Raw genomic sequence first — 23,261 nt, 5'->3', positions numbered from 1 at the left:
CTCCATTTTATTCATCTTATCTTCCACTTATACCCTGTCCGACCCGCCAAAACAAGTAAGGCAAGATTTTGAGTTCTATGAATAAATTTTTTAAATCTTATAACCTTGATTTAATAGGGTTTTAAGACTTTTGAATCTTGCAAAATAGACTCATTTTTCAAATTTTAGTAAATTTTTGGTAACTCATCTTTCTCTCTTAAATAACTACTTCCATAAATAGTGAGTCAATAATCTTATTTCTCAGTCGTTAATTTCCCCGCCCCATTTGGTCCTAGAATCGCATTAAACGTTCCCTTTTCAAACTGTAGGTGAATATGTTCAACCACTAGATGATTTCCATACCGTTTACTGATGTTTTTAGCTTGTAATATCTTGTTCTCTCTCTTTTTTGACAGTATCAGTCTAGCAAAAAAGCCGTTTAAAAACGGCCTTTTGGGATAAGCGGTCAAAATGAGAACCTAAGTGGCAAGATGAAAGTGATAAAAAGAAGAAGAAAATTTAATGCAACCATTCTTTTCCCCATTGATTCAAGTCCTTTAAAATCGGCATCAGTGATTTACCTTTTTCTGTCAACTCATATTCTGTATGAAGAGGCAAAGACTCATAATCATATTTCTCAACCAATTGGTTCTCTATTAAAACATCTAATCCACGTGTCAAACTGATAGTTGTAATCCCTTCAACTTCTCTTCTCAATTGATTGAAACGAATTTTCTTATGCTTGTTTATAACCCATAATATATTCATCCTCCATTTCCCACCAACTACATCTAAGACTTGAGACATACTGCAGTTCCAATTTTTATTTGTTAACATTTTTTCTCCTTACAAAAATGTGCCTACTATACAACTTGTTTATAAAGTATTATAATCTTTTTATCATTTATTTTAAAGGAGTAACTTATGTTTATTGTAAATCTTACCTATATAAAGTCCCTTGATGAAGTTGAAAAACACTTAGAAAAACACATAGATTTTTTAAATCAGTATTATACAAAAGGTCTTTTTATCGCATCTGGAAGAAAAAATCCAAGAACCGGCGGTATCATTCTCATGAGAGCTAAAAATAAAGAAGCCGTTCAAGAAATCATTACACACGATCCATTCTATCAAAATGAGATTGCTCAATATGAGATTATTGAATTTGAGGTAAGTAAATATTGTCCTGAATTGAAAACCATCCTGAACAATCCATCTGAACCTTAACCTCATTTGTCAATTCCATAATAAAAATAAGGACATTCCAATAAAGGAAGTCCTTTTTTAACACTACTATAAATCAAAGACATTTTCATGATCCATTTTATTCTCTAGCCGTTAACAAAATATAATTTTTGGTCAAAATTTGGTCATGATTTGGTCAAAAAAATTAAAAATACTAAATTATTTTTAAAAATGAACTGGTGATAATTGCCTTCAATTAAACATTTTGAATTTTCTTTGTCTTTCTTTACATTACTAAAAATGCCCCCTGCAGGAATCGAACCTGCAACTACTCCTTAGGAGGGAGTTGTTATATCCATTGAACTAAGGGAGCTAGAGAAAAACTCTGCCGAATGAGCAGAGTTTTTTGGTCGAATTAACGACGGATTTCTTTGATACGAGCTGCCTTACCTTGAAGAGCACGCAAGTAGTACAATTTCGCACGACGTACTTTACCGTAACGAACAACTTCGATCTTTTCAACACGTGGAGTGTGGATTGGGAAGATACGTTCAACACCTACACCGTTAGAGATTTTACGAACTGTGTAGTTTTCTGAGATGCCAGCACCTTTACGTGCAATAACAACACCTTCAAAGATCTGAACACGTTCACGGTTTCCTTCGACAACTTTCGCGTGTACACGAACAGTGTCACCAGGACGGAATGAAGGGATATCTGTACGAAGTTGACCTTCAGTCAAGCTTTGGATTAATGGATTCATTTTATTCTCCTATCTTTGTCAATCTTGAGGAAACTTCCTCAGCGGATAAACTGTATTTTTGTGCGTCCATTACACACAAGATACAGTTTATCAAAATTCCTAGAAAAAGTAAAGAAATTTAAAGCAAAATTCCCAAAAAAATTGCAAGAAAACCAAGCAAGTAGGTTAATAATAAATAACTATAAAATGCCTTCTTGTCATTGATCAGTCTTTGGAGTTCATCATTCAAGGTTGAAAATGTGGTCAAGCCACCACAAAAACCTGTCGCAAGGATAAGATAGACTTCTTTTGATTCCACATGATTATAAAATAAGCCAATCAGAAAACAGCCAAGAATATTGGCTATGAGAGTTCCTAGAGGCAGTACTGAACCCTGATTATAACGGGAAAAGAAATAACGAACAAGAGCACCCAATCCACAAGCAAGTGCTAGATAAAATACTACCATTTCTTCCTCCCTAGACAATAAGCAAATAGAAGTCCACCACCGATACTCAAAAGTAAATAGATGACTAAGCTCAGATAGCGCCCTGTGTCCAGCAATTTCACTGCATCTAATAGTAGACTAGAAAATGTCGTTAAGCCTCCACAGAATCCTGTTCCAAGCGCTAGAATAGTGCCTTTACTACTTCCCTTATAAACCAGATAACCTTTTACAAGGTAGACAAGGCAAAAAATTCCTAAATAGTTGACTACTAGTGTTCCCCAAGGGAAGTCTGGACTAGATGGCAACCATCTCGAAATCTGAAAACGCACAATTCCTCCCAGCATACCAGCTAGAAAGATTCCTAGAGGGTAAAATTTTTCTTTTTTCATTTGATCGTTTTATCCTGATAATCACGTGAACGTTTGAGAATATCTGAAAAAGTCTCAACAATTGTATCTTCGTATTTTTTATTGCCTACACGACTTTTGACTTTTTCAAAGATAACTTCTTCTCTTTTAGTATCTAGAATAGGTTTTCCTGAAGCTTTTTTATAGGCAACTACTCCTTCAACTAAATGCATCCTCTCTTCTAAAAGTTGAACGATTTGATCATCGATTTTATCGATTTCTTGTCGAATATTATCTAAATCCATAGAGTCTCCTTTTTAATTGAACTATTGTACCAAAAAGCACTAAATAGGCTAGTAAAGTCCTAATCCTGTTTAATAAAAACTGCACTGACAACTTTCATCAGTGCACTTCATGCTTATCCTACTTTAGCAGCTAATTCTTCTGCGAATTGCTCCAAGCGTTCAATATCTTCTTCCTCGGCAGAAAGGTCAACTTTAACGCACTCTGAACCCTTTTCAGCTCCAGTAGCGATAAATACTCGGTCGAAGTCATCAACAGCTTTACAGAATTCATCGTAGAAAGTATCACCTGATCCGACTACACCATAGATTTTACCGCTCAAGTTGAGGTCTGCTAGATCTTCGTAGAAGTCCATCATCTCATCTGGTAATTCTCCATCTCCGTAGGTATAGGTTGCGACAATGGCGATGTCTGCTTCTAAAAAGTCAGAAGCGTCAACGGTTGTACACTCATCAACATCCACTTCTAAACCACATTCTCTTAATTTATCTGCTACAATATCAGCGATTTCTTCAGTATTACCGGTCATACTGGCAAATACAATTTTTGCTAATGCCATAAGGTCCTCCTCAATTAATCTTTCTCCATTATATCACATCTTTTTCATTTTAAAAATAAAAACTCTTGTGCTAAAATGAAATGAGAAAGAATTGAGGTTCATTATGGAAATTTGTCACCAAATTTTAGAAAAAATCAAAGCATACAATACTATTATCATCCACCGTCATATGAAACCAGATCCTGACGCTCTGGGGAGCCAGGTAGGTTTAAAAGCCTTGCTTGAGCATCATTTTCCAGAAAAAACGATAAAAGTAGTTGGTTTTAATGAACCAACCTTAACTTGGCTTGCTAAAATGGATCAGGTAGAGGACACAGACTATCAAGGTGCACTTGCCATTATCTGTGATACAGCAAACACAGCACGTATTGATGATAAACGTTATCTTAATGCTGAGACTATTATCAAAATTGACCACCATCCAAATGATGAAGTCTACGGTGATCTTGTTTGGGTAGACACGAACTCTAGTAGTGCGAGTGAGATGATTGCTCTCTTTGCTGAAGCAACTAACTTAGAATTATCTGACTACGCTGCAAAAATGCTCTGCGCCGGAATTATTGGTGATACCGGCCGTTTTCTCTACCCTTCTACTTCTGCACGTACGCTTCGTATCGCAAGTCAACTCAGAGAACATAACTTTGACTACGCTGAATTAACTCGTAAAATGGATACTATGAGCTTTAAGATTGCCAAACTCCAGGGTTATGTTTATGACCACTTAGAAGTTGATGAAAATGGTGCTGCACGTGTTATTCTCACCCAAGAAATCTTGAAGAAATACGACGTTACTGATGCGGAAACAGCAGCCATCGTTGGCGCTCCAGGCCGTATTGATACTGTTAGCCTTTGGGGAATCTTTGTGGAGCAAGCAGATGGTCACTACCGCGTACGTCTTCGCAGTAAATTTGTCCCAATCAATGAAGTTGCAAAAGAACATGATGGCGGTGGCCATCCTCTTGCTAGTGGAGCTAATTCCTATAGTTTAGAAGAGAATAAGCTCATCTACCAAAAATTAAAAAACTTGCTGAAAAATAGATAAAAAGCTTGCCAAACTTTTCAGAATCTGATAGACTAGTATAGTAACAATCTATGGCTCGCAAAGAGACCATGGCAGAAAGGAAATATTGCAAAATGAAAAAAGATATCCATCCAGAATATCGCCCAGTTGTCTTCATGGACACAACTACTGGTTACAAATTCCTTAGCGGTTCAACAAAACGCTCTAGCGAAACAGTTGAGTTCGAAGGCGAAACTTACCCATTGATCCGTGTGGAAATTTCATCAGACTCACACCCATTCTACACTGGACGTCAAAAGTTCACTCAAGCAGATGGACGCGTGGATCGTTTCAACAAAAAATACGGTCTCAAATAATCAACCGTATCACTTGTATACGGTTAAACGAAAACAACTTCGATTCGGAGTTGTTTTTTTGTTTCATTTATTTTTTCAAGCTTTAATTTTTTTATAGCTTATAATAGTCCCAATTCTTATTTCTACTTCTACTTTCGTAACGAGTCCTCTATAAAACAAAAAAAAACCTACTAACCAAGCTTGACGCATGATTAATAGGTTTTTTATAAAATCATTATTTAACTGCTTCTTTAAGAGCTTTACCAGCTTTGAATGCTGGAACTTTAGAAGCTTTGATTTTGATTTCTTTACCAGTTTGTGGGTTGCGACCTTTACGAGCTGCACGTTTACGAACTTCGAAGTTACCAAAACCGATCAATTGAACTTTTTCACCAGCTGAAAGGAATTCAGTTACAGCTGCGAATACAGCGTCAACTGCTGCTGCTGAATCTTTCTTAGTCAATTCTGTAGCTTCTGCTACTTTAGCGATCAAATCTTGTTTGTTTGCCATGTTAATGAATCCTCCAAAATTATTTCTAATTAACACTTATAATCATAACCTAAAATTCCTTTTAGGTCAAGTCAAAAACACCTTTTATCTCAATTTTTCTTCATTTTTTTAGGAATTATAGCGAATTAAGATCGCCCAGGCGTTTTCTCCGGTGTGAGTTTGGATAATTGAGCCTGTTTCTAGGACTGAAATCGGTTTTTCAACGTAAGGTTGTAGAACAGCTTTCATCTCGTTTGCAAATTCATTTGTACCTGCATAAGAAATACCAATCTCAGCTACTGAACGATTTGAAAGAGTGGCTACTAACTCATCCAACCATTTCTTAAAGGTTTTTGAACCACGTCCTTTGACAATCGGTTGAAGCTCATGGTCTTTCATTTGCATAACTACTCGAATATTAAGTAAAGAGCTCAGCAAACCAGTAACACGGCCAATTCGACCACCTTTTACAAGATTTTCTAAAGTTGAAACACCGATGTAGAGTTCAGTGTGATTTTTTACGTCCTCTACATGGGTTAGAATAGTTTCAAGGTCTTTTCCTTCTTGAGCTAGTTTAGCAGCTTCCACAACTTGGAACTTCAAGGCCTGATCTGTAAATGAACTATCCAAAACAGTGACATCTGCTGTTGACAAACTTGCTCCTTGACGAGCCGCTTCAACAGTTCCTGATAAAGCATGGGACATGTGAATAGCTAGAATCTGACTACCATCCTTACCCAAATCATCAAAAATTTCTGCAAAGAGTCCCACTGGTGGTTGACTAGTCTTAGGAAGATTTTTACTAGCTTGCATCAAGCAAAGAAATTCTCCTTCTTCAAGATCTACATCTGAATAAAGGACGCTATCAATCATTACAGATAGTGGAACAACAGTAATATCAAATTCTTTAACCACTTCCGGTTCAATAGTAACCGAAGAATCTGTTACAATTTTTACTTTTGTCATTTTGCTAATCTTTCTATTTTTACTATTGTTGATTATTCAACTTATAACTATAACAATTATATCAAAAAAATGCTAAAAGTTCATACTCAATCCATCTAAATTTAAAGCAATTTATACTTCTTTTTAATAAAAAAAGAAAATCACCTTTGCTTGGTGATTATCTTTTGTATTTAAGATAAATAATCATACAAATCTTGCATTTGTAAATCATCGGGTACTAATTGTAGATAGGATTGAATGTAGTCTTTTGCTTCTTCTAGCTTACCGAGTTCTCTTAACAAATAAATAAACTGTTCCAAAAACTCTGGATTGTCCTTGAGTTCAGTAGCAAGTTCCTTATAGAGATCATATGCTGCATCTAATTCTTCAGTCTCTTGATAGCTTCGAGCAATCATCCATTTAGTCAAGAGGTTCTCAGGTTCATAGACTGCTAAAGCTAGAATGTCTTCGTATCTTTCTTGTTCTTGGTAGATGGTAGCTAAGCGTAGCAAAATTTCTTCCTGGTCATCAGCATTTTCTTGTGCTTGAATCAGATAAGCTTCTGCTTGCTCAGGTTGATGCAACTCATAAGATAGCTGAGATGCAAGGAGTAAGAGCCGAGTTTCAAAAGGATTTTTTGACAAGTCTTGTTGAGCTATTTTAAGAGCCTCTTCTGTCTGATGCTCCTTATGCAGTGCTTGACTATAGCCATACTCATAACCCTCAAAATCTGGAGAAATAGTGTCTAGTTGTTTAAAGTATAGTACGGCTTTCTGGTAGTCTTCTTGGTCAAAATAAAGACTTGCAAGCTCAAAGGCTGTTTGGTCATCATATTCTAATTCTAAGGCTTTTTTTAAAAATTCTATTGCAGATTCAAACTTACCTAAACGTGCATAAGCAAGACCAATTCTCTGATAGGTCGAAATTCCAGTTTGATCGTAGATAACTCGATTATCTAATTGAGCATAGCCTTTAATGGCTTCTAAATCGTTTCCTAACTCACTATCTAGCTCAGCTAGTCCAAATATCAGGAGAGGGTCATCAGAGTAGCTACGAGCTTCTAAGAGCTTCTCACGCGCAACATCTGTCAATCCTTCCATCTGATATAAATCTGCTTTTAAGGCGAGAGCTGATACGTACCATTCACTTTCTGGACCAATCTTCTCTAAATAATCAAAAGCTTCTTCGATAAGTCCATCCTCACCAGCTATTGCAGCTAGATTGATGTAGACTTCTGGAAATTTCGGCGCTAATTTCTCATAGATCTGTGCTGCCTGTGGATAGAAACCAATCCCTTCGAGATATGCAGCAAGTTCAAGAAGAACTTCATCTGAATCTTCCTCTAGGGCATTTTGGAAAAAAGAATCAGCTCTTGATAAATCTTGTTGCTCCAAGGCCTCGAGCATTTGTTGACTATTGTTCACCTTCAGTCTCCTCTACTGGTTCATAAAGTCCACTAACTCCTTTATACCAATCAAAAATTGCTGAGATGACTACTTTTGCGGAAGCATAGATTGGAATACCTAGCAATACACCCCAAATACCAAACATGGATCCTGAAGTCAACAGTACAAAAAGAATGGTAATTGGGTGAATATTCAATTGGCTACCCAAAATCAGTGGAGAAACAAAACGTCCCTCTATAGTTTGCTCTACAATGAAAACGATAATAACTTTTAAGAGCATAACAGGACCAGCAATCAAACCCAAAATAAGGGCTGGAATCATTGCAAGAAAACTACCTAGATAAGGAACTAAATTGAGAAAACCGGCTGTAATACCTAAAGTAACAGCATAACGAAGTCCTATAATCTTGAATAAGATAATAAACATGATGGCGACGATTACAGCCACTGTAATTTGCCCTCGAACATAATTGGAAAGTTGTTGATTGACTTCTGAAAGAACCTTACCAACTGGTTCTCTCAATTTATTTGGTAAGAATTGAGTAATATAGTCTCTAAGTCCTTTTCCATCTCTAAGGAGATAAAAGAGCATAAATGGCATGATGATCAGAGCGACAATGACCTGTGACGTTCCACTGATAAGAGCACTCACCCAGTTAACAGCCTTAGAAGAAATATTACTTGCCCAAGCAGTTGCTTGTGTTGAAAAATTAGCTAAAACTTGCTCCAATTGTGGTCTAAAGTCATCCGGCAAACGCTTGGTAACAAGATCATCAATAACTCTGTCAGCATCCTCGAGATAACTTGGGACATTTTGCGCAAAAACGACTACTTGACGTTGAAGGTTTGGAATTGCAACGGCTAGTCCAATAATCAAGAGAATGGCAATAATGATAAAGATAATACTGATGGCTAAGACACGGTTAATCTTGTACTTCTCCATCAGATCTACTAGTGGATTTAAGAGGTAAAAAAGTAGACCCGATAAGATAACCGGCAACATCACTACTGATAAAAAGTCTATAACTGGGAAAAATAAAAAGCTAATTTTACTGAGAATAAAAATATTGAGACCTAATAACAAGGTCACTAAGAAAACAGTGATCGCTTTATTGTCTAAAAACCATTTAAAAAACCAAGATAAGGTAAAGTGTTTCTCTTTTTGTTCCATTTTTTCTTCCTTTCCTTTGTCCTAACATTATACCATGTTTTAAGAAAAATAAGTTTTTTTTATAGTCTTTTAGCAAGGGATAAATTTGTCTTCTTGACAAGGGAAGAGCTATTTTTTCTGACTTAGATTTTTCATCTAGCAGGTCTTTTTATGTTATAATTGAATTATCTTTTTCTAGAGGTATGAATATGAAAGAAATAGTATATTTTGGAACCTATACACGACGTATTTCTCAAGGGATTTACAAGGCTGATTTTGATACTGAGACTGGCAAACTCTCAAATCTAGAACTCTTTGCAGCAGAACCAAGTCCAACCTACCTAGCCTTTGATCAGCATCAGCATCTCTATACTGTCGGAAGCCATGATGGCAAAGGTGGAATCGCAGCATACAAAACTGATGGTGTCCTCCTGAATCACGTCGTTGAAGAAGGTGCTCCTCACTGCTATGTTGCAGTTGATGAGAAACGGAGTCTAGTTTATGGCGCCAACTATCATAAAGGTCAAGTTCTAGTCTATAAACGTAAAGAAGATGGCTGTCTTGAATTGGCAGACAAAGTTCAACACACTGGCCATGGTCCACATGAAAACCAAGCTTCTCCCCACGTACACTACACCGATTTAACACCAGACCAATATTTAGTAACTTGTGACTTAGGTACTGACGAGGTCATTACCTATGATGTCGATCTAGAAGGAAAGTTGATGAAACTAGCATCTTATAATTGTAATCCCGGCGCTGGTGCTCGTCACCTTGTTTTCCACCATCACTACAAGATTGCTTATCTCATCTGTGAACTCAATAGTACGATTGAAGTATTGATTTACGATGGTGTTGGAGAATTTGAACAAATGCAGGTCATTTCAACCTTACCAGATGACTATAGTGGTTTTAATGGTACTGCGGCTATTCGTCTTTCTAAAGATGGCAAATTCCTCTACGCTTCTAACCGAGGTCATGATTCTATCGCTGTTTATAGCATTTTAGCAGATGGAAGCTTGGAATTATTAGAGATTGTTCCAACCAATGGGAAAAATCCACGTGATTTTGATTTGTCACCTGACCAAGAATTCCTTATCGCTGTTCACCAGGATTCTGATAACGCGACAGTCTTTAAGCGCAATCCTGAAACTGGTAGACTGGCAGAACTCTCTAATGAATTTCAGGTTCCTGAAGCAGTCTGCATCAGTTTCAATAAATAGGGCATAAAAAATGAACTTGATTTAACAAGTTCATTTTTTATTTTATAATTTATTTCCGACATTGATACGGTTAATAGCACGTTGCAATGCAATTTTAGCACGGCGCTCTTGGTCGATTAAGTGTTTGTCTTGTGCTTCTTCGATTTCGCGTTCTGCACGAAGTTTAGCACGTTCTGCACGACTAACATCAATATCGCGCGCACGTTCAGCTGAGTCAGCAATAATGGTAATGACATTATTAGCAATCTCAATGATTCCTCCGTTTACTGCAATCCAGTTCACATGAGTATCATCATCGATGCGTTTAACCTTTACTTCATCAACTGCTAGAACCGCAATCATATTTTCATGTCGTGGCAAGATCCCCATCTCACCATCCAGAGTTCGTACCGATACAAAGCTGGCATGGTGATCATAGACGAGGCCATCTGGTGTCACGATCTGGACAGTTAAATGTGCCATAGATCACCTCTTAAAATCCCATTTTTTCAGCCTTAGCAATAACATCTTCGATTGAACCTACTCCACGGAAGGCATCTTCTGGCAAATGATCGTATTTACCGTCAAGAATTTCCTTGAAGCCACGAACAGTTTCAGCTACTGGAACATAAGAACCTGGTTGACCTGTAAATTGTTCCGCAACGTTGAAGTTTTGTGACAAGAAGAACTGAATACGACGTGCACGAGCAACCAAAGTCTTTTCTTCGTCAGAAAGTTCATCCATACCAAGGATGGCAATAATATCTTGCAACTCATGGTAACGTTGAAGAACACGTTTCACTTCAGCAGCTACTGCATAGTGCTCTTCTCCAACAATTTCAGGTGCCAAGGCACGTGAGCTTGAAGCAAGAGGGTCAACGGCAGGGTAGATACCCAATTGAACCAATTTACGTTCCAAGTTAGTTGTTGAGTCCAAGTGAGCAAAAGCTGTTGCTGGCGCTGGGTCAGTATAGTCATCCGCAGGCACGTAGATGGCCTGGATAGAGGTTACAGAACCCTTCTTAGTTGACGTGATACGTTCTTGCAATTGACCCATTTCTGTTGCGAGTGTTGGTTGGTAACCAACGGCTGATGGCATACGACCCAAAAGGGCAGATACTTCTGAACCTGCTTGCGTGAAACGGAAAATGTTGTCAATGAAGAGAAGAACATCTTGACCTTCTACATCACGGAAGTATTCAGCGATTGTCAAACCAGTAAGAGCAACACGCATACGTGCTCCTGGTGGCTCATTCATCTGACCAAATACCATGGCTGTTTTTTCGATAACGCCTGATTCTTTCATTTCCCAGTAGAGGTCGTTCCCTTCACGAGTACGTTCACCAACACCAGTAAATACTGAGATCCCACCGTGTTCTTGGGCGATATTGTGAATCAATTCTTGGATCAATACGGTCTTACCAACTCCGGCACCACCGAAGAGTCCGACCTTACCACCTTTAAGGTAAGGGGCGAGAAGGTCGATAACCTTGATCCCTGTTTCTAAAATTTCTGAAGAGGTAGACAATTCATCAAAAGTTGGTGCTTTTTTATGAATTGGCTGACGCTCTGCATCTTCACCAAAAGGAGCTTCCAAGTCAATGGTATCTCCCAAAACGTTGAAGACACGTCCTAGAGTTTCTTTCCCAACTGGTACTGAGATTGGACGACCTGTGTCCAATACTTCCAAACCGCGGGTCAAGCCATCAGTTGATTCCATAGCGATGGTACGAATCATACCATCTCCCAACTCCAAGGCTACTTCAAGGACGATTTTTGTTTTTCTTTCGTCATTTTTGTAGACGACAAGTGCATTATTAATCTCTGGTAGTTTCTCACCTGCTGCAAACATGACGTCTACAACGGGACCGATAACCTGAGCAATTTTACCTGAACTCATCTACTTCTCCTATTCTGTATAAGATACTATCGGTTCCTAGTATGACTAGGTCCTAAGTTCATTTCTCTGAGCAAGATACTTTATTCCAAAGCACTAGCTCCTGCTACGATTTCTGTAATTTCTTGTGTAATCGCCGCCTGTCTGGCACGGTTATACTGGATAGTCAAATCATTGATAACTTTTTTAGCATTATCTGTAGCTGTTTGCATAGCCGTCATCCCTGCCGCATTTTCAGCTGTCTTAGCATCAATTATAGCACCGTAAATCATACTTTCTGCAAACTGTGGCAATAGTTGTTCCAAGATTTCTTCTCGACTTGTTTCAAGCTCAAATGTCAAGCTATAGTTATCATCTGCTTCATTTGGGTCCAAGTCGACAATTGGAAGCATCTGCTCCACACGCATTTGACTTGTCAGTGTATTCACGTGGTGGTTGTAGCAAACATAGAGCTCATCGAAAAGTTCATTTTGATACATTTCAATGGTTTTTGAAATAATCTTATGAACTTCATCGAAGCTTGGTTGACTGGCTAGACCACGCAATTCATAAATTGGCTGAATACCACGAGCTTTAAAGAAGTCTGCTCCCATACCACCGATACAGATGACTTCAAAATCATCACCTGAAGGATGGTATTCTTGCTGCAGTTCCATAACTGCCTTCAAGATTGAAGAGTTATATCCTCCAACGAGACCACGGTCAGATGTAATGACGATATAGCCTGTTTTTTTGACAGGGCGACTAATCAACATTGGATTCGTTGATCCGCCAGCACCATCTCCATGAAGGATATCTGTAAGGAGTTTACGGACTTTTTGAGCATAAATCTGGAAGTTGCGTGCAGCTTCTTCAGAACGACCTAACTTAGCTGCAGAAACCATCTGCATGGCGTTAGTAATTTGACTAGTATTTTTCGTTGAGGCGATTTTTGTTTTAATATCATTTAGAGATACTGCCATCTGACACCTCTATTCTTATTGGAAGCTGGATTGGTTGAGAAACTCGGTAATCGCAGCATCCAAGACTGCTTCATCTGGCAAGTCTTTTGTTTCACGAATAGTTTCCAAAATCTCTGGATGTTGCGCATCAAAGAAGGCATGGAATTCTTCCTCAAAACGAACAATATCATCTACTGATACAGTATCCAAGAATCCATGAGTCAAGGCATACAGGATGGTTACTTGTTTCTCAACAGGTAGTGGTTTATGAACAGGTTGTTTCAATACTTCTACAGTACGACGACCACGGTTCAATTTAGCCTGTGTAGCTGCATCCAAGTCTGAACCAAATTTAGTGAAGGCTTCCAACTCTCGGTATGAAGCAAGGTCGATACGAAGAGTACCAGCAACCTTCTTCATGGCTTTAATCTGAGCAGAACCACCAACACGAGATACAGAAGAACCCGCATCAATAGCTGGACGAATACCAGCATTAAAGAGACTATCGCTTAAGAAGATTTGTCCATCCGTAATAGAGATTACGTTTGTCGCGATATAAGCTGAGATATCTCCTGCTTGGGTCTCGATAAATGGAAGAGCCGTGATAGATCCACCACCAAGCTCATCTGAAACTTTAGCAGAACGCTCAAGTAGACGGCTGTGAAGGTAGAAGACATCCCCTGGGAAGGCCTCACGACCTGGTGGACGACGGAGCAAGAGAGAAAGTTCACGATAAGCTACCGCTTGTTTAGATAGGTCATCATAAACGATTAACACATGCTTCCCTTGGTACATGAACTCTTCTGCCATAGCGACCCCTGCATAAGGAGCAAGGAAAAGCAATGGAGAAGGTTGTGAAGCTGAGGCTGTCACAACGATTGTGTAATCCAAGGCACCGTACTGACGAAGTGTTTCTACTTGTGTACGAACTGTTGATTCTTTTTGTCCAATCGCAACATAGATACAAATCATATCTTGACCTTTTTGGTTCAAGATAGCGTCAATAGCGATAGTTGTCTTCCCTGTTTGACGGTCACCGATGATCAATTCACGTTGGCCACGACCGATTGGAACAAGGGCGTCAATAGCTTTCAAACCTGTTTGCAATGGTTCTGAGACAGACTTACGTTGCATGACACCAGGAGCTGGTGCTTCAACTGGACGAGTCTTATCTGTGTTGATTGGACCCAAACCGTCTACAGGACGACCAAGGGGATCGACAACACGTCCAATCAAGCTATCACCAACTGGAACTTCCATGATTTTCCCTGTACGACGAATTGTATCGCCTTCACGGATATCTGTAAAGTCCCCAAGGATGATAATACCGACATCTGTTGATTCCAAGTTTTGCGCCATACCATAAGAGCCATTTCCAAAAATCAACAGCTCACCACTCATGGCATTTTCAAGCCCATGAGCACGCGCAATCCCGTCACCGATATATGTTACAACACCTGTTTCAGTCACATCAAAATTGGGTTTGAAATTTTCAATTTGTTGCTTAATTAAAGCGCTGATTTCTTGTGCGTTAATTGCCAAAAGAACACCACTTTCTATTTCAAATTTTCCTTAACAACTTTAAGTTGTTGTTTAATACTCACATCAATTGTCTTGTAATTGGCAAAAATAACAAAACCACCGATTAAACTATCGTCAATTTTTTCCTTAATACTACGAACTTTTAGAGACATCTTTTTCTCGATGAGAGGAATTAGTCGTTCTTTCTGTTCGTCAGTCAAGGGATGTGCAGACAAAATAGTCACTTCAAAACGATTGGTTTCTTTTTCAAGACGATTCAAGCAATCTACAATCACATCATAAAACAGGTTTGATCTGTGATTGTAAAGTAGAACCTCGATAAAGTTTTGCACTAAAGGTGACACAGAGTCCTGGAAAAAACGAACCGTTTTTTCTTTATCCGACTCATCTACTGCCACCTGAGCTAAAAAAGAAGGTAAGCCTGTTTCTTCAGCTACTTGCTTGATTTGAGACAAGTCTGAAAAAATAGAGTCTTCTTCTCCTCTTTCAATCACCAATTGGACAAAAGGCATGCTGTATTTTTCAATTACCTTTAGAGTCTTTTTGTCCATTAAGCTTCTCCTAGCTGATCGATATACTGATCAATGAGTTCTTTATGGGCCTGACCGTCAAGGTTTTGAGAGATAATTTTTCCAGCTAGACTGATTGTCAAGTCTGCCACATCTCCCTTAACACTTTGTAAAGCTTCAGCTTTATTTTGAGCAATTTCTTGGTTGGCTTTTTCTTTTAAGCGCCCTGCTTCAAGTTTAGCTTCGGCCAAAATATCAGCTTTACTTTTCTCAGCTGTTTCCTTTGCATTCTCGATAATCGTTTTAGCTTCGGTACGGCTACCTGATAACTCAGCTTCGCGTTTGCTAGCAAGCTCCTCTGCCTTTTTACGGGCTTCTTCGGCACCATCAATATCTGAAGAAATCTTTTCAGCGCGTTCATCTAAGACACTGGTAATATTTCCCCAAGCATATTTCTTCACTAAAAAGATCAATAAAAGGAAGGAACCAGCGATCAGAATAAAGTCACCAATAATGGTACTAATAGTTAAATCCATCTTCTAATCCTCCTCTACCTACTCTTCCCCTTCATTTATTTTTTTACCAATGTACATAGATGACAACATGGTAAATACATAAGCTTGAATACATGAAATGAAAATCGAAAATGCTGTCCATAACATGTTTGCAATAAAGGCAAAAGGATACCAATACAAGGCATGTTGTGACAAGGCCAATAGCAATCCTGCTAAAACCTCACCGGCAAAAATATTTCCGTATATCCGAATCGCCAAGGAGGCAAAATTGGTGAACTCTTCTAAAATGTTCATCGGAGTCATAAAGCCAGGTGTAACAAATGCTCTCAAATATTCTTTAACGCCTCTACGACGAACTCCTTCTACATGAGCGATCAAAGTGATCAATAATGAGAGGGATAAATCGTATCCAAGGTTGGCTGTTGGAGAAGTCCACAAGTTATAACCGTTTGTTGTTTGTACTTTTGCCATTAAGCCAATATTATTGGCAACCAAGATAAACAAGAATAGAGAAAATAGGAACAAGGAATAGTCCTTGATGTATGAATCTCCAATGTTTGGTTTTACAAAACTAATCACAAAGTCATAAATCATCTCAAGAGCATTTTGTTTGCCCTTTGGACGGATGGTCATTTTTCGACTTGCCCAGTAGACAAAGGCAAAAACCATCAAAACAGTTACAAGAGACATGGCAAGCAGGGTCAAATCAAAGGATATTGGTCCAATATTAACGGTTGGATTCAAACTTTCTTCCATGGTTTGACACCTCCATTTCTAAATAGAGTTGTCTATTTAATGACAAATGACATCGCTAGGGTTACAAAGAATGTTCCTTCGATAAAGGCAATCCCCATAATCATCAAACTACGCAATTGAGGAATGATATCTGGTTGGCGTGCTGCAGATTTGAACAAACCGTTCATCAAAAATCCTTCTGCAAGAGATACACCCATACAGGCAAGACAAAGTCCGAAAAATGTTAAATTCATGATGAATTCTCCTTTTTTAAATTAAATTTACCTTCCTAGTTTAGTCCTAAAATTTGCTTTTGTCAACTTTTTACTAGTAATGAAAGCGTTTCAAATCATTTATTTCTAATTTTACGATTTTCAAGACAATTATATAGAAAATTTTATTGTCTTTTCATACCACTTTCACTACCTTTCCTTGTTTTCCGAAAACAAAAAACCGAGTTTTACAACTCGGATTTGTCAGTTCTTATCTAAAATAGATTGAGTGATGATTTTGACAAGCTGGATTAAATGCAGCATTACAAAATGGACATGTGCCCGTCTCTGTATATTCCTCATACGTTAGTGTTTTCCCACAGGATCCACATAAGATAGGTCTATCCTCTTTCAGATTTAAAGGATAGGGAGAAAATATGTGCGACTCAAGTTCATTATGACACTGATAACAGGCAAAGTATTTCTGACACTCATAACACTGTAAGGCTACGATATCCTTATCGCTATGGTAATGAACACATCTGCTTTCACGATCTACTAGTAAGCCCTGAGCTTGAACCATTAATTTTTCCTTATCTAGGCACGAACTGTGACGCTTGTTCCATCTTCTTTGTAAAGATTGATGAGACCTTCTTTCAGGGCACGTACCATGTCACCAGCTTCTACTGGTTGAGGAACCTTGATAGTCAAAAGTTCCATTGGATTTGGGGCGCGATCGATTTTATTTCCTTTAGCATCGTGAAGGTCTTCAATATATGTCTCAAAATGACGGAAACCTGGACCGTAGAACTCAACTTGGTCGCCTTCGTTGATAACGTTACGTTGACGAATAGTTGCTGTTTGAGTTGCAGCATCATAAGCTACTACTTCAGCAACAAACTTGTATTCTGGAATCTTACGACGAGCACCGAACAGTTGTTCATTTTCAGATGGTGTCCCATAGTAGAAACCTGTAGCCAATTCACGTTGGGCAACCTTCCACATTTCATCAATCAAGTCTTGCTTAATAGCTTCAAACTTTTCAGGACTCTCAAGATAGGCATCAACAGCAGCCTTGTAGCAGTTTGTTACTGTTGAAACATAGTGGATAGACTTCATACGGCCCTCAATCTTAAGACTGTCCACACCATTTTCAATCATATCTGGGATATGGTCAATCATAGACATATCAACCGCAGACATAGAGAATTCTTCAGGAATTTCTCCCTTGAGACTCTTACGTTCCTTACCGAACGGCATATCGTAAAGGTCATATTTCCAACGGCAAGATTGTGAACATCCACCACGGTTGGCGTCACGCATACTCATGTGGTTAGAAAGGGTACAACGACCAGAGTATGAGATACACATAGCTCCATGTACGAAGGCTTCAATCTCAACATCTGTACGTTTGCGAATATCTGCCAATTCTTCCATAGAAACCTCACGCGCCAAAACGACACGAGTCAATCCAAGTTCTTTCCAGAATTCTAGGGTTTCGTAGTTAGTCGCACTTGCTTGTGTTGAAAGGTGGATTTCAAGTCCTGGTGCTTCTGTTGCTGCAATCATAATCAAGGCTGGATCTGATACGATAACTGCTGCAATCCCAATATCACGCAATTTACGGAACCATTCGCCGGCCCCTTCTTCGTTTCCTTCGTGCATAACCATATTGGCAGCCACATATACCTTAGCGCCATACTTAGCCGCAAACTGAACTCCTTCTTCCATTTGTTCGAAAGTAAAGTTACCAGCACGGCTACGTAGACCATAGGCCTGACCACCGATAAAGACAGCATCTGCACCGTATTGAACAGCTACTTTTAGTTTTTCTAGTGTTCCTGCAGGTGATAAAACCTCAGGACGTTTCAAAGTTTTTGTCATGTTTTCTCCTATTTGCAATATAAAAGTTTGACACTAATCTTTACCATTTTATAGCAAAAAGGTTCTAAAATCAAGTTTTGATTGATTGTTTAGACAATTTTAATGTTATTCTCGTTCATGAGTTCAGAGAACTGTTTCTATTTTCCAACTACTCCACCCTTTAAAACGAATGGCACCCTTTTGGTCCGTTTTATAAATCGAATTCCCAAGTTCTTGGTTACTTTCCTCATTTTTTTCTTTGAATTTTTTCTTCTTGTCTACCGAAATGATAGTGGCTTTAGGTTGTAAGGTTTTGAGGATTTCTACATCTGTCTTTTTATTTGATGCTTGCTGATGAGTTATCACAATATCTGCTTGGAGTTTTGGATAAGACTTGGTTAAGAACTTATCCTCTATATCTCCAGTAACTAGAAAGGTTTGGTTTAGTAGCTTTCCATACATTGTTATTGATGCTTTACTATCACTGTTTTGATTTCCGATTACTTCTAAACTACTCCCAAAAATAAATAACTGCTCTCCTGTTTTAATAGGACGCACTTTCAAGTTACTTTCCTTTAATTTATCCATAGATTCTCTTTTAGAAAGAGTTTCTTCAGTTACTAGAATCTCTCCAAGATTGAAGGCTTTACTAATTTCTAGTAGATGATCTAGCTGCTTAGGTTCACTATCCGTTAAAACAAGCTGATCAATCTTTGCCACTCCTCGACTTTTCAGATAGGGAATTAAACTCCGTTTGGCAACACTCGAGGTGACTTTCTCCTGCCAAGCTTCTTTTTTCTCAACTGCTAACTTTTCACCGACATCCAGTAATATTGTCTTTCCTGTCATGTCTCTTAGGAAAATGCTACGTCCCTGCTCCATGTCTAGAACTGTGATTTCATTTTCCAGTGGATGTTTGGTTACTAAGAAAAGGGAAACGATAAATAGGATAAGCAAAGGTGCCTTCTTCAAATTTTTACGATAATCATAAATCAGCGCCAAAGAGACTAATAGACATACCAAAACCCAGAGATTCGGTTGACCAAAAACAAAGGGTCTAGTAGATAGCTGAGAAACATAGCGTATGATGTTCTCTAGCCATTCAAAGAGAAAGTTAAACTGGGTAATAGGATATATCCATGACAGACAGAAGAGTATTGATAAAAGTGGTAGCAAGACCATATCAAATAAAAAAGAAAAGACAAAGGTTAAGAGTATGGACCAAGGTTGAAATTCAGAAAAATAGAATGATAAAATTGGCAGAATTCCTAAGGAAATAATGAAACTTTCTCTAACTAGACCTTTTATTCCTCCTACTTCTTCACCAGTCATGGTCAGGATAAAGGCATAGGCACAGGAGAGTACTCCACCAGCAGTTAGGAAGAAATTCGGCATCAGGATGAACAAGACAAGGACTGTCAAAGCAAAGTTATCCAGCCCCTTGAACCCATGTTGAGCCAAAAGTTTTTGTAAGAGACTACGAATAACAGAAGCTGAGAACCCTGTCAAACCTGCATAGACCAAAGAAAAGGGATAGGCAAGCCATTTGAACTTCTCTTGCGTCAAACCCAATCGTAAGAGTGACTTTTTAAAAGCATTCATGAAGAAACCAACCTGCATCCCTGACAAAGCAAAAAGGTGAATAATCCCTAGACTGGAATAGAGTTCATTCATTTCCTCAAAGTTGGTGTCCAAGTGCCCTAATAAAAGACCTGTCATATAATTACGCATGGGGTCAGGAAAATTCCTTTTTATCCAGACAACTGCTTTTCTCCGTAGGCTAGATAGATTTTCTCCTATATCCCAGCTGGATGCTTTCTTTAATTCGACAATTTCCGATATAGTTAAGGTCTGATAAATCCCCTGCGTTTTGAGATAGTTTCGATAATCAAATCCAGCAAAATTATTTGCTCCCTGAGGAATAGCTAGCTTTCCTTTTACTACTATCTCATGCAGTTCAGATAACTCTTTAAGCCTTTCCTTTTCAGCCTCTGACTGAAATTTATAATAGACCTGAAAGAGTCTGCCATCAGCCTTCCCACGAAAGGATAAACTATCTCCATTGACCTTGATAGTATCAGGCAAGATTCGTACCGTATTAACTGAGTCAACAAGATGTTGACTCGCTTCTTCTTGTTGCCATTTTTGAAATATAAACCAGCTACCAAATAGTCCACAAACAAAGAGAACCTTGACCACAGTCTTCCATGGAAATTGAAAAAAGAGGCAGAGCAGTAAAAAGACAAAGCCCAAAAGTGCTAAAAAGCTTGCTGAAAAGATAGCATAGTAGAGCCAAAGCAGGAGAAAACTGAGATAGATTTTGGGGATGGGAAATCGACTAATCCACTGTGACATACTCTTTTAACTTTTCTATCGTTTTTGCACCAATACCAGAAACCTTTTTGAGCTCATCAACTGACTTAAACTTACCGTTGGACTCACGATGGTCGATGATATCCTGAGCACGTTTGGCTCCCAACCCCTTGACTTGTTTCAGCTCCTCTAAACTGGCTTTATTAAGATTGACTTTCTTATTTTCTTTGGTGTTGGAAGCATTTGAATGCGCCTCTTGACTGGTAGCTTCTTCCTTAGTCGGAACATAAACTAGTGCTTCATCACTAATTCTCTGGGCAAGATTGATAGACTTACTGTCTGCATTATCTGTTAATCCACCCGCTTTTTGGACAGCATCGTTGATACGACTTCCAACTGGCAAATCATAGATTCCAGGTAATTTGACCGCTCCTTTTACATCAACAGTAATCAGATCTTGCTCCACCACTTCTTCCTTCTGATTTTTATCTTCCTTTTCCTCCGTCGAATCCTTTGAAACAGTTGTAACTTCTGTTTGCAAATTGCTTTCCTTAGCCGGTGTTTGAACGACTGGCTTTATGAGAAAAAATCCACCCAAGACTAAACCCAAAATAGCACAGATAACAATGATTTTATATTCTTTGATTTTTTCAATAAGTTCTTCCATAATTTCTCCTCTCTTATCTTATTCGTAAGGCAAAGAAAAAACAGCCGAAAAAACTTTTCAACTGCTTACTTATTTGCAAAATATTCTTCTTTGGTCAAGACATAATGGACATCTGTTACGAATCTTCCAGGTTCATTTTTATCCATTCTAGCATATGGTTCTTCGTGAGAGAAACGCATTCCTGATTTCTCCATGACCTTTCCTGATGCGGGATTATCCTTATCATGAAAGGCATCTAACTTATTCATTCCTATCTTTTCAAAAGCTAGTTCAATTACAGCTCGATTGGCTTCAGTTGTCAAACCTTGATTCCAATATTTTTGATTGATAATATAACCAATGGTTGCCTTCTTAAGAACAGTATCCAACTTGTGCAGGTCAATAGTTCCGATAAACTCTCCAGTACTTTTTAGTTCAATTCCCCATCGGCCCAATGGATTGGCTAAATAAAACTGGGCAATATTATTCTTGGTTTCCTCCAGACTTTGATTGGTTGGAAAAGTGTAGCGTGTATTTTCCTTGTCTGAAGCATATTCAAACATGGCTTCTGCATCATCAAGTGTTACTGGTCTAAGTACTAAGCGTTCTGTTTCGATAATTTGATGCTTCGCTAGTTTGATAAATAATAATTCCATGATTGTACCTCCTAAAATAAGTTGGTAAAAGAATAACATAAAAGAAATAGGTTTACAAGTTTTTCTTGCAATTTATAGCGGTTTCATATAAAATAAAAACATCACAAGAAAAGACTGGGTTCTTCCTGTGATGATTTCGTATAAGAACCTAGATGTTAAATAAGGAGCTAATCTCTATGTTAATTGGAATTCCAAAGGAAATTAAAAATAATGAAAATCGTGTTGCTTTGACACCTGCTGGTGTACAGAGTCTTGTTGGTCGTGGTCACCGTGTCCTCATCGAAACAAATGCGGGACTTGGATCTGGTTTTGCTGATTCTGACTATGAAAAGCAAGGTGCTGAGATTGTCGCAACTGCTGCTGAAGCCTGGGCTGCAGAGTTAGTTGTTAAAGTCAAGGAACCCCTTGCTAGTGAGTACCAGTTCTTGCGTGACGATTTACTTCTCTTCACCTACTTGCACATGGCAGCAGCCCCAGAATTAGCGGATGCTATGCTTGCAGCGAAAACAACTGGTGTTGCTTATGAAACTGTACGCAATACTGAAGGTCAACTTCCTCTATTGGTTCCAATGAGTGAGGTTGCAGGTCGTATGGCTGTCCAAATCGGAGCTCACTTCTTAACGAAACAAGCTGGTGGTTCTGGAGTTCTTTTAGGTGGTGTCCCAGGTGTACCAAAAGGAAAAGTAACCATTATCGGTGGTGGTGTCGTTGGTACACACGCAGCACGTATCGCTCTTGGTTTAGGAGCTCAGGTAACTATTCTTGATATCAGCGCTAAACGTCTCTCTAAACTTGAAGATGTCTTTGGTCACCAAATCCAAACACTCATGTCTAACCCATTTAATATCGAAGCAAGTGTGCGTGAGGCAGACGTTGTTATCGGTGCAGTATTGATTCCTGGTGCCAAAGCTCCAAAATTAGTGACAGATGACATGGTTCAACAAATGCGTCCTGGTTCTGTCATCGTAGACGTTGCTGTAGACCAAGGTGGTGTTATTGCAACAGCTGACCGTGTAACAACCCATGATGAGCCTGTCTATGAGAAACACGGTGTCCTTCACTATGCGGTTGCTAACATTCCTGGAGCAGTTGCTCGTACTTCTACTATCGCCCTTACAAATGTGACCCTTCCTTATATCGAAGCCTTGGCAGGAAAAGGATTTAAGAAAGCAATCTTTGAAGATGCTGGTTTGCTTGAAGGTGTAACAACTTATCAAGGTCAACTCACAAGTCAACCAGTTGCTGAAGGTTTAGAACGTGACTTCACACCTATCAGTGAACTTGTCTAATAAGAAATTCAAAAAAAAAAAAAAAAAAAAA

The 23,261-nt window shown here is 38.6% G+C and carries 28 protein-coding genes, 1 tRNA gene and 1 pseudogene; 5 read left to right on the top strand and 25 right to left on the bottom strand.

What is annotated here, in order from left to right:
* Window positions 1–242: 242 nt before the first annotated feature.
* Both HMPREF2957_RS09100 and HMPREF2957_RS02590 read right to left on the bottom strand, forming a co-directional pair.
* Window positions 243–371, bottom strand: a pseudogene (locus HMPREF2957_RS09100) (ABC transporter ATP-binding protein); the annotation flags it as partial.
* A gap of 127 nt (window positions 372–498) precedes the next feature.
* Complete coding sequence (locus HMPREF2957_RS02590) at window positions 499–816, bottom strand: winged helix-turn-helix transcriptional regulator (protein WP_080982707.1); 318 nt, start codon at window positions 814–816, stop codon at window positions 499–501.
* 87 nt (window positions 817–903) lie between these two features.
* On the opposite strand from HMPREF2957_RS02590, the gene HMPREF2957_RS02585 reads away from it, so the two are divergent.
* Window positions 904–1,206 carry a YciI family protein gene (locus tag HMPREF2957_RS02585; RefSeq protein ID WP_070677244.1) on the top strand — a complete coding sequence of 101 codons (303 nt, stop codon included), beginning with the start codon at window positions 904–906 and terminating at the stop codon, window positions 1,204–1,206.
* Window positions 1,207–1,465: 259 nt separating this feature from the next.
* Here HMPREF2957_RS02585 and HMPREF2957_RS02580 read toward each other — a convergent pair.
* The 6 genes from HMPREF2957_RS02580 to HMPREF2957_RS02555 form a co-directional block, all read right to left on the bottom strand.
* Window positions 1,466–1,537, bottom strand: a tRNA-Arg gene (locus HMPREF2957_RS02580).
* 42 nt (window positions 1,538–1,579) lie between these two features.
* Complete coding sequence (gene rplS, locus HMPREF2957_RS02575; protein WP_001068670.1) at window positions 1,580–1,927, bottom strand: 50S ribosomal protein L19; 348 nt, start codon at window positions 1,925–1,927, stop codon at window positions 1,580–1,582.
* Between the two features lie 118 nt (window positions 1,928–2,045).
* Window positions 2,046–2,375 (bottom strand): fluoride efflux transporter CrcB, encoded by a 330-nt coding sequence (gene crcB, locus HMPREF2957_RS02570; protein WP_070677243.1) that lies wholly within the window; start codon window positions 2,373–2,375, stop codon window positions 2,046–2,048.
* Window positions 2,369–2,743 carry a fluoride efflux transporter CrcB gene (gene crcB, locus HMPREF2957_RS02565; RefSeq protein WP_070677240.1) on the bottom strand — a complete coding sequence of 125 codons (375 nt, stop codon included), beginning with the start codon at window positions 2,741–2,743 and terminating at the stop codon, window positions 2,369–2,371. Before crcB (HMPREF2957_RS02565) ends, crcB (HMPREF2957_RS02570) begins: the two co-directional genes overlap by 7 nt.
* Window positions 2,740–3,006, bottom strand: a complete 267-nt coding sequence (locus HMPREF2957_RS02560; RefSeq protein WP_006148651.1) for a chorismate mutase — start codon at window positions 3,004–3,006, stop codon at window positions 2,740–2,742. Before HMPREF2957_RS02560 ends, crcB (HMPREF2957_RS02565) begins: the two co-directional genes overlap by 4 nt.
* A gap of 113 nt (window positions 3,007–3,119) precedes the next feature.
* Window positions 3,120–3,563, bottom strand: a complete 444-nt coding sequence (locus HMPREF2957_RS02555; protein ID WP_004253355.1) for a flavodoxin — start codon at window positions 3,561–3,563, stop codon at window positions 3,120–3,122.
* Window positions 3,564–3,666: 103 nt separating this feature from the next.
* Between HMPREF2957_RS02555 and HMPREF2957_RS02550 the strand changes: the two genes are divergently transcribed.
* Complete coding sequence (locus HMPREF2957_RS02550; protein ID WP_070677237.1) at window positions 3,667–4,605, top strand: DHH family phosphoesterase; 939 nt, start codon at window positions 3,667–3,669, stop codon at window positions 4,603–4,605.
* Between the two features lie 92 nt (window positions 4,606–4,697).
* Window positions 4,698–4,940, top strand: coding sequence for a type B 50S ribosomal protein L31 (locus HMPREF2957_RS02545; protein ID WP_004253349.1), 243 nt, complete (start codon window positions 4,698–4,700; stop codon window positions 4,938–4,940).
* A 214-nt stretch (window positions 4,941–5,154) separates the two neighbouring features.
* Here the strand turns inward: HMPREF2957_RS02545 and HMPREF2957_RS02540 are convergent, their stop codons facing one another.
* The 4 genes from HMPREF2957_RS02540 to HMPREF2957_RS02525 form a co-directional block, all read right to left on the bottom strand.
* Window positions 5,155–5,430 carry an HU family DNA-binding protein gene (locus HMPREF2957_RS02540; RefSeq protein WP_004253345.1) on the bottom strand — a complete coding sequence of 92 codons (276 nt, stop codon included), beginning with the start codon at window positions 5,428–5,430 and terminating at the stop codon, window positions 5,155–5,157.
* Window positions 5,431–5,538: 108 nt separating this feature from the next.
* Window positions 5,539–6,375, bottom strand: coding sequence for a DegV family protein (locus HMPREF2957_RS02535; RefSeq protein WP_070677234.1), 837 nt, complete (start codon window positions 6,373–6,375; stop codon window positions 5,539–5,541).
* A 170-nt stretch (window positions 6,376–6,545) separates the two neighbouring features.
* On the bottom strand, window positions 6,546–7,778 hold the full coding sequence (locus HMPREF2957_RS02530; RefSeq protein ID WP_070677231.1) for a tetratricopeptide repeat protein: 1,233 nt from the start codon (window positions 7,776–7,778) through the stop codon (window positions 6,546–6,548).
* Entirely contained in the window at window positions 7,768–8,931 is a 1,164-nt protein-coding gene (locus HMPREF2957_RS02525) for an AI-2E family transporter (protein WP_070677227.1), read from the bottom strand. Before HMPREF2957_RS02525 ends, HMPREF2957_RS02530 begins: the two co-directional genes overlap by 11 nt.
* 188 nt (window positions 8,932–9,119) lie before the next feature.
* On the opposite strand from HMPREF2957_RS02525, the gene HMPREF2957_RS02520 reads away from it, so the two are divergent.
* Window positions 9,120–10,133 carry a lactonase family protein gene (locus HMPREF2957_RS02520; protein ID WP_070677224.1) on the top strand — a complete coding sequence of 338 codons (1,014 nt, stop codon included), beginning with the start codon at window positions 9,120–9,122 and terminating at the stop codon, window positions 10,131–10,133.
* A gap of 42 nt (window positions 10,134–10,175) precedes the next feature.
* On the opposite strand, the gene HMPREF2957_RS02515 is transcribed toward HMPREF2957_RS02520, so the two are convergent.
* The 13 genes from HMPREF2957_RS02515 to HMPREF2957_RS02460 form a co-directional block, all read right to left on the bottom strand.
* On the bottom strand, window positions 10,176–10,595 hold the full coding sequence (locus HMPREF2957_RS02515) for a F0F1 ATP synthase subunit epsilon (protein ID WP_006148659.1): 420 nt from the start codon (window positions 10,593–10,595) through the stop codon (window positions 10,176–10,178).
* 10 nt (window positions 10,596–10,605) lie between these two features.
* The gene (gene atpD / locus HMPREF2957_RS02510) at window positions 10,606–12,012 is read right to left on the bottom strand and encodes a F0F1 ATP synthase subunit beta (RefSeq protein ID WP_036757320.1); all 1,407 of its coding nucleotides are present in this window, start codon (window positions 12,010–12,012) and stop codon (window positions 10,606–10,608) included.
* A gap of 80 nt (window positions 12,013–12,092) precedes the next feature.
* Complete coding sequence (locus HMPREF2957_RS02505) at window positions 12,093–12,971, bottom strand: F0F1 ATP synthase subunit gamma (protein WP_070677221.1); 879 nt, start codon at window positions 12,969–12,971, stop codon at window positions 12,093–12,095.
* A 15-nt stretch (window positions 12,972–12,986) separates the two neighbouring features.
* Entirely contained in the window at window positions 12,987–14,492 is a 1,506-nt protein-coding gene (gene atpA / locus HMPREF2957_RS02500) for a F0F1 ATP synthase subunit alpha (protein WP_070677216.1), read from the bottom strand.
* 14 nt (window positions 14,493–14,506) lie between these two features.
* Complete coding sequence (locus tag HMPREF2957_RS02495; RefSeq protein ID WP_070677214.1) at window positions 14,507–15,043, bottom strand: F0F1 ATP synthase subunit delta; 537 nt, start codon at window positions 15,041–15,043, stop codon at window positions 14,507–14,509.
* The gene (gene atpF / locus HMPREF2957_RS02490) at window positions 15,043–15,537 is read right to left on the bottom strand and encodes a F0F1 ATP synthase subunit B (protein WP_070677212.1); all 495 of its coding nucleotides are present in this window, start codon (window positions 15,535–15,537) and stop codon (window positions 15,043–15,045) included. The genes HMPREF2957_RS02495 and atpF overlap by 1 nt, the downstream gene beginning before the upstream one ends.
* A gap of 18 nt (window positions 15,538–15,555) precedes the next feature.
* Window positions 15,556–16,272 (bottom strand): F0F1 ATP synthase subunit A, encoded by a 717-nt coding sequence (gene atpB / locus HMPREF2957_RS02485; protein WP_070677210.1) that lies wholly within the window; start codon window positions 16,270–16,272, stop codon window positions 15,556–15,558.
* Between the two features lie 32 nt (window positions 16,273–16,304).
* Entirely contained in the window at window positions 16,305–16,505 is a 201-nt protein-coding gene (locus HMPREF2957_RS02480; protein WP_001054551.1) for a F0F1 ATP synthase subunit C, read from the bottom strand.
* A 229-nt stretch (window positions 16,506–16,734) separates the two neighbouring features.
* On the bottom strand, window positions 16,735–17,046 hold the full coding sequence (locus tag HMPREF2957_RS08870; protein ID WP_083312329.1) for a CHY zinc finger protein: 312 nt from the start codon (window positions 17,044–17,046) through the stop codon (window positions 16,735–16,737).
* A gap of 14 nt (window positions 17,047–17,060) precedes the next feature.
* Window positions 17,061–18,347 (bottom strand): peptidase U32 family protein, encoded by a 1,287-nt coding sequence (locus HMPREF2957_RS02475; RefSeq protein ID WP_070677209.1) that lies wholly within the window; start codon window positions 18,345–18,347, stop codon window positions 17,061–17,063.
* A 123-nt stretch (window positions 18,348–18,470) separates the two neighbouring features.
* Window positions 18,471–20,681 (bottom strand): ComEC/Rec2 family competence protein, encoded by a 2,211-nt coding sequence (locus tag HMPREF2957_RS02470; protein WP_070677207.1) that lies wholly within the window; start codon window positions 20,679–20,681, stop codon window positions 18,471–18,473.
* Window positions 20,665–21,306 (bottom strand): helix-hairpin-helix domain-containing protein, encoded by a 642-nt coding sequence (locus HMPREF2957_RS02465; protein WP_070677205.1) that lies wholly within the window; start codon window positions 21,304–21,306, stop codon window positions 20,665–20,667. Before HMPREF2957_RS02465 ends, HMPREF2957_RS02470 begins: the two co-directional genes overlap by 17 nt.
* A gap of 65 nt (window positions 21,307–21,371) precedes the next feature.
* Entirely contained in the window at window positions 21,372–21,941 is a 570-nt protein-coding gene (locus HMPREF2957_RS02460) for a GNAT family N-acetyltransferase (RefSeq protein ID WP_006155692.1), read from the bottom strand.
* A gap of 176 nt (window positions 21,942–22,117) precedes the next feature.
* Between HMPREF2957_RS02460 and ald the strand changes: the two genes are divergently transcribed.
* Window positions 22,118–23,230, top strand: coding sequence for an alanine dehydrogenase (gene ald, locus HMPREF2957_RS02455; RefSeq protein ID WP_070677202.1), 1,113 nt, complete (start codon window positions 22,118–22,120; stop codon window positions 23,228–23,230).
* Window positions 23,231–23,261: the final 31 nt, after the last annotated feature.

Source organism: Streptococcus sp. HMSC062D07, assembly GCF_001814215.1.
Classification (GTDB): domain Bacteria; phylum Bacillota; class Bacilli; order Lactobacillales; family Streptococcaceae; genus Streptococcus; species Streptococcus infantis_I.
Note: the sequence above shows the minus strand (reverse complement) of the source record. Positions and strands in the feature narration are given on the sequence as shown.

What these genes read in the sequence shown, in the direction of transcription:
- HMPREF2957_RS02590 (WP_080982707.1), bottom strand. Translation starts at nt 816, where the DNA reads ATGTTAACAAATAAAAATTGGAACTGCAGTATGTCTCAAGTCTTAGAT.
- HMPREF2957_RS02585 (WP_070677244.1), top strand. Translation starts at nt 904, where the DNA reads ATGTTTATTGTAAATCTTACCTATATAAAGTCCCTTGATGAAGTTGAA.
- rplS (WP_001068670.1), bottom strand. Translation starts at nt 1,927, where the DNA reads ATGAATCCATTAATCCAAAGCTTGACTGAAGGTCAACTTCGTACAGAT.
- crcB (WP_070677243.1), bottom strand. Translation starts at nt 2,375, where the DNA reads ATGGTAGTATTTTATCTAGCACTTGCTTGTGGATTGGGTGCTCTTGTT.
- crcB (WP_070677240.1), bottom strand. Translation starts at nt 2,743, where the DNA reads ATGAAAAAAGAAAAATTTTACCCTCTAGGAATCTTTCTAGCTGGTATG.
- HMPREF2957_RS02560 (WP_006148651.1), bottom strand. Translation starts at nt 3,006, where the DNA reads ATGGATTTAGATAATATTCGACAAGAAATCGATAAAATCGATGATCAA.
- HMPREF2957_RS02555 (WP_004253355.1), bottom strand. Translation starts at nt 3,563, where the DNA reads ATGGCATTAGCAAAAATTGTATTTGCCAGTATGACCGGTAATACTGAA.
- HMPREF2957_RS02550 (WP_070677237.1), top strand. Translation starts at nt 3,667, where the DNA reads ATGGAAATTTGTCACCAAATTTTAGAAAAAATCAAAGCATACAATACT.
- HMPREF2957_RS02545 (WP_004253349.1), top strand. Translation starts at nt 4,698, where the DNA reads ATGAAAAAAGATATCCATCCAGAATATCGCCCAGTTGTCTTCATGGAC.
- HMPREF2957_RS02540 (WP_004253345.1), bottom strand. Translation starts at nt 5,430, where the DNA reads ATGGCAAACAAACAAGATTTGATCGCTAAAGTAGCAGAAGCTACAGAA.
- HMPREF2957_RS02535 (WP_070677234.1), bottom strand. Translation starts at nt 6,375, where the DNA reads ATGACAAAAGTAAAAATTGTAACAGATTCTTCGGTTACTATTGAACCG.
- HMPREF2957_RS02525 (WP_070677227.1), bottom strand. Translation starts at nt 8,931, where the DNA reads ATGGAACAAAAAGAGAAACACTTTACCTTATCTTGGTTTTTTAAATGG.
- HMPREF2957_RS02520 (WP_070677224.1), top strand. Translation starts at nt 9,120, where the DNA reads ATGAAAGAAATAGTATATTTTGGAACCTATACACGACGTATTTCTCAA.
- HMPREF2957_RS02515 (WP_006148659.1), bottom strand. Translation starts at nt 10,595, where the DNA reads ATGGCACATTTAACTGTCCAGATCGTGACACCAGATGGCCTCGTCTAT.
- atpD (WP_036757320.1), bottom strand. Translation starts at nt 12,012, where the DNA reads ATGAGTTCAGGTAAAATTGCTCAGGTTATCGGTCCCGTTGTAGACGTC.
- HMPREF2957_RS02505 (WP_070677221.1), bottom strand. Translation starts at nt 12,971, where the DNA reads ATGGCAGTATCTCTAAATGATATTAAAACAAAAATCGCCTCAACGAAA.
- HMPREF2957_RS02495 (WP_070677214.1), bottom strand. Translation starts at nt 15,043, where the DNA reads ATGGACAAAAAGACTCTAAAGGTAATTGAAAAATACAGCATGCCTTTT.
- atpF (WP_070677212.1), bottom strand. Translation starts at nt 15,537, where the DNA reads ATGGATTTAACTATTAGTACCATTATTGGTGACTTTATTCTGATCGCT.
- atpB (WP_070677210.1), bottom strand. Translation starts at nt 16,272, where the DNA reads ATGGAAGAAAGTTTGAATCCAACCGTTAATATTGGACCAATATCCTTT.
- HMPREF2957_RS02480 (WP_001054551.1), bottom strand. Translation starts at nt 16,505, where the DNA reads ATGAATTTAACATTTTTCGGACTTTGTCTTGCCTGTATGGGTGTATCT.
- HMPREF2957_RS08870 (WP_083312329.1), bottom strand. Translation starts at nt 17,046, where the DNA reads ATGGTTCAAGCTCAGGGCTTACTAGTAGATCGTGAAAGCAGATGTGTT.
- HMPREF2957_RS02475 (WP_070677209.1), bottom strand. Translation starts at nt 18,347, where the DNA reads ATGACAAAAACTTTGAAACGTCCTGAGGTTTTATCACCTGCAGGAACA.
- HMPREF2957_RS02470 (WP_070677207.1), bottom strand. Translation starts at nt 20,681, where the DNA reads ATGTCACAGTGGATTAGTCGATTTCCCATCCCCAAAATCTATCTCAGT.
- HMPREF2957_RS02465 (WP_070677205.1), bottom strand. Translation starts at nt 21,306, where the DNA reads ATGGAAGAACTTATTGAAAAAATCAAAGAATATAAAATCATTGTTATC.
- HMPREF2957_RS02460 (WP_006155692.1), bottom strand. Translation starts at nt 21,941, where the DNA reads ATGGAATTATTATTTATCAAACTAGCGAAGCATCAAATTATCGAAACA.
- ald (WP_070677202.1), top strand. Translation starts at nt 22,118, where the DNA reads ATGTTAATTGGAATTCCAAAGGAAATTAAAAATAATGAAAATCGTGTT.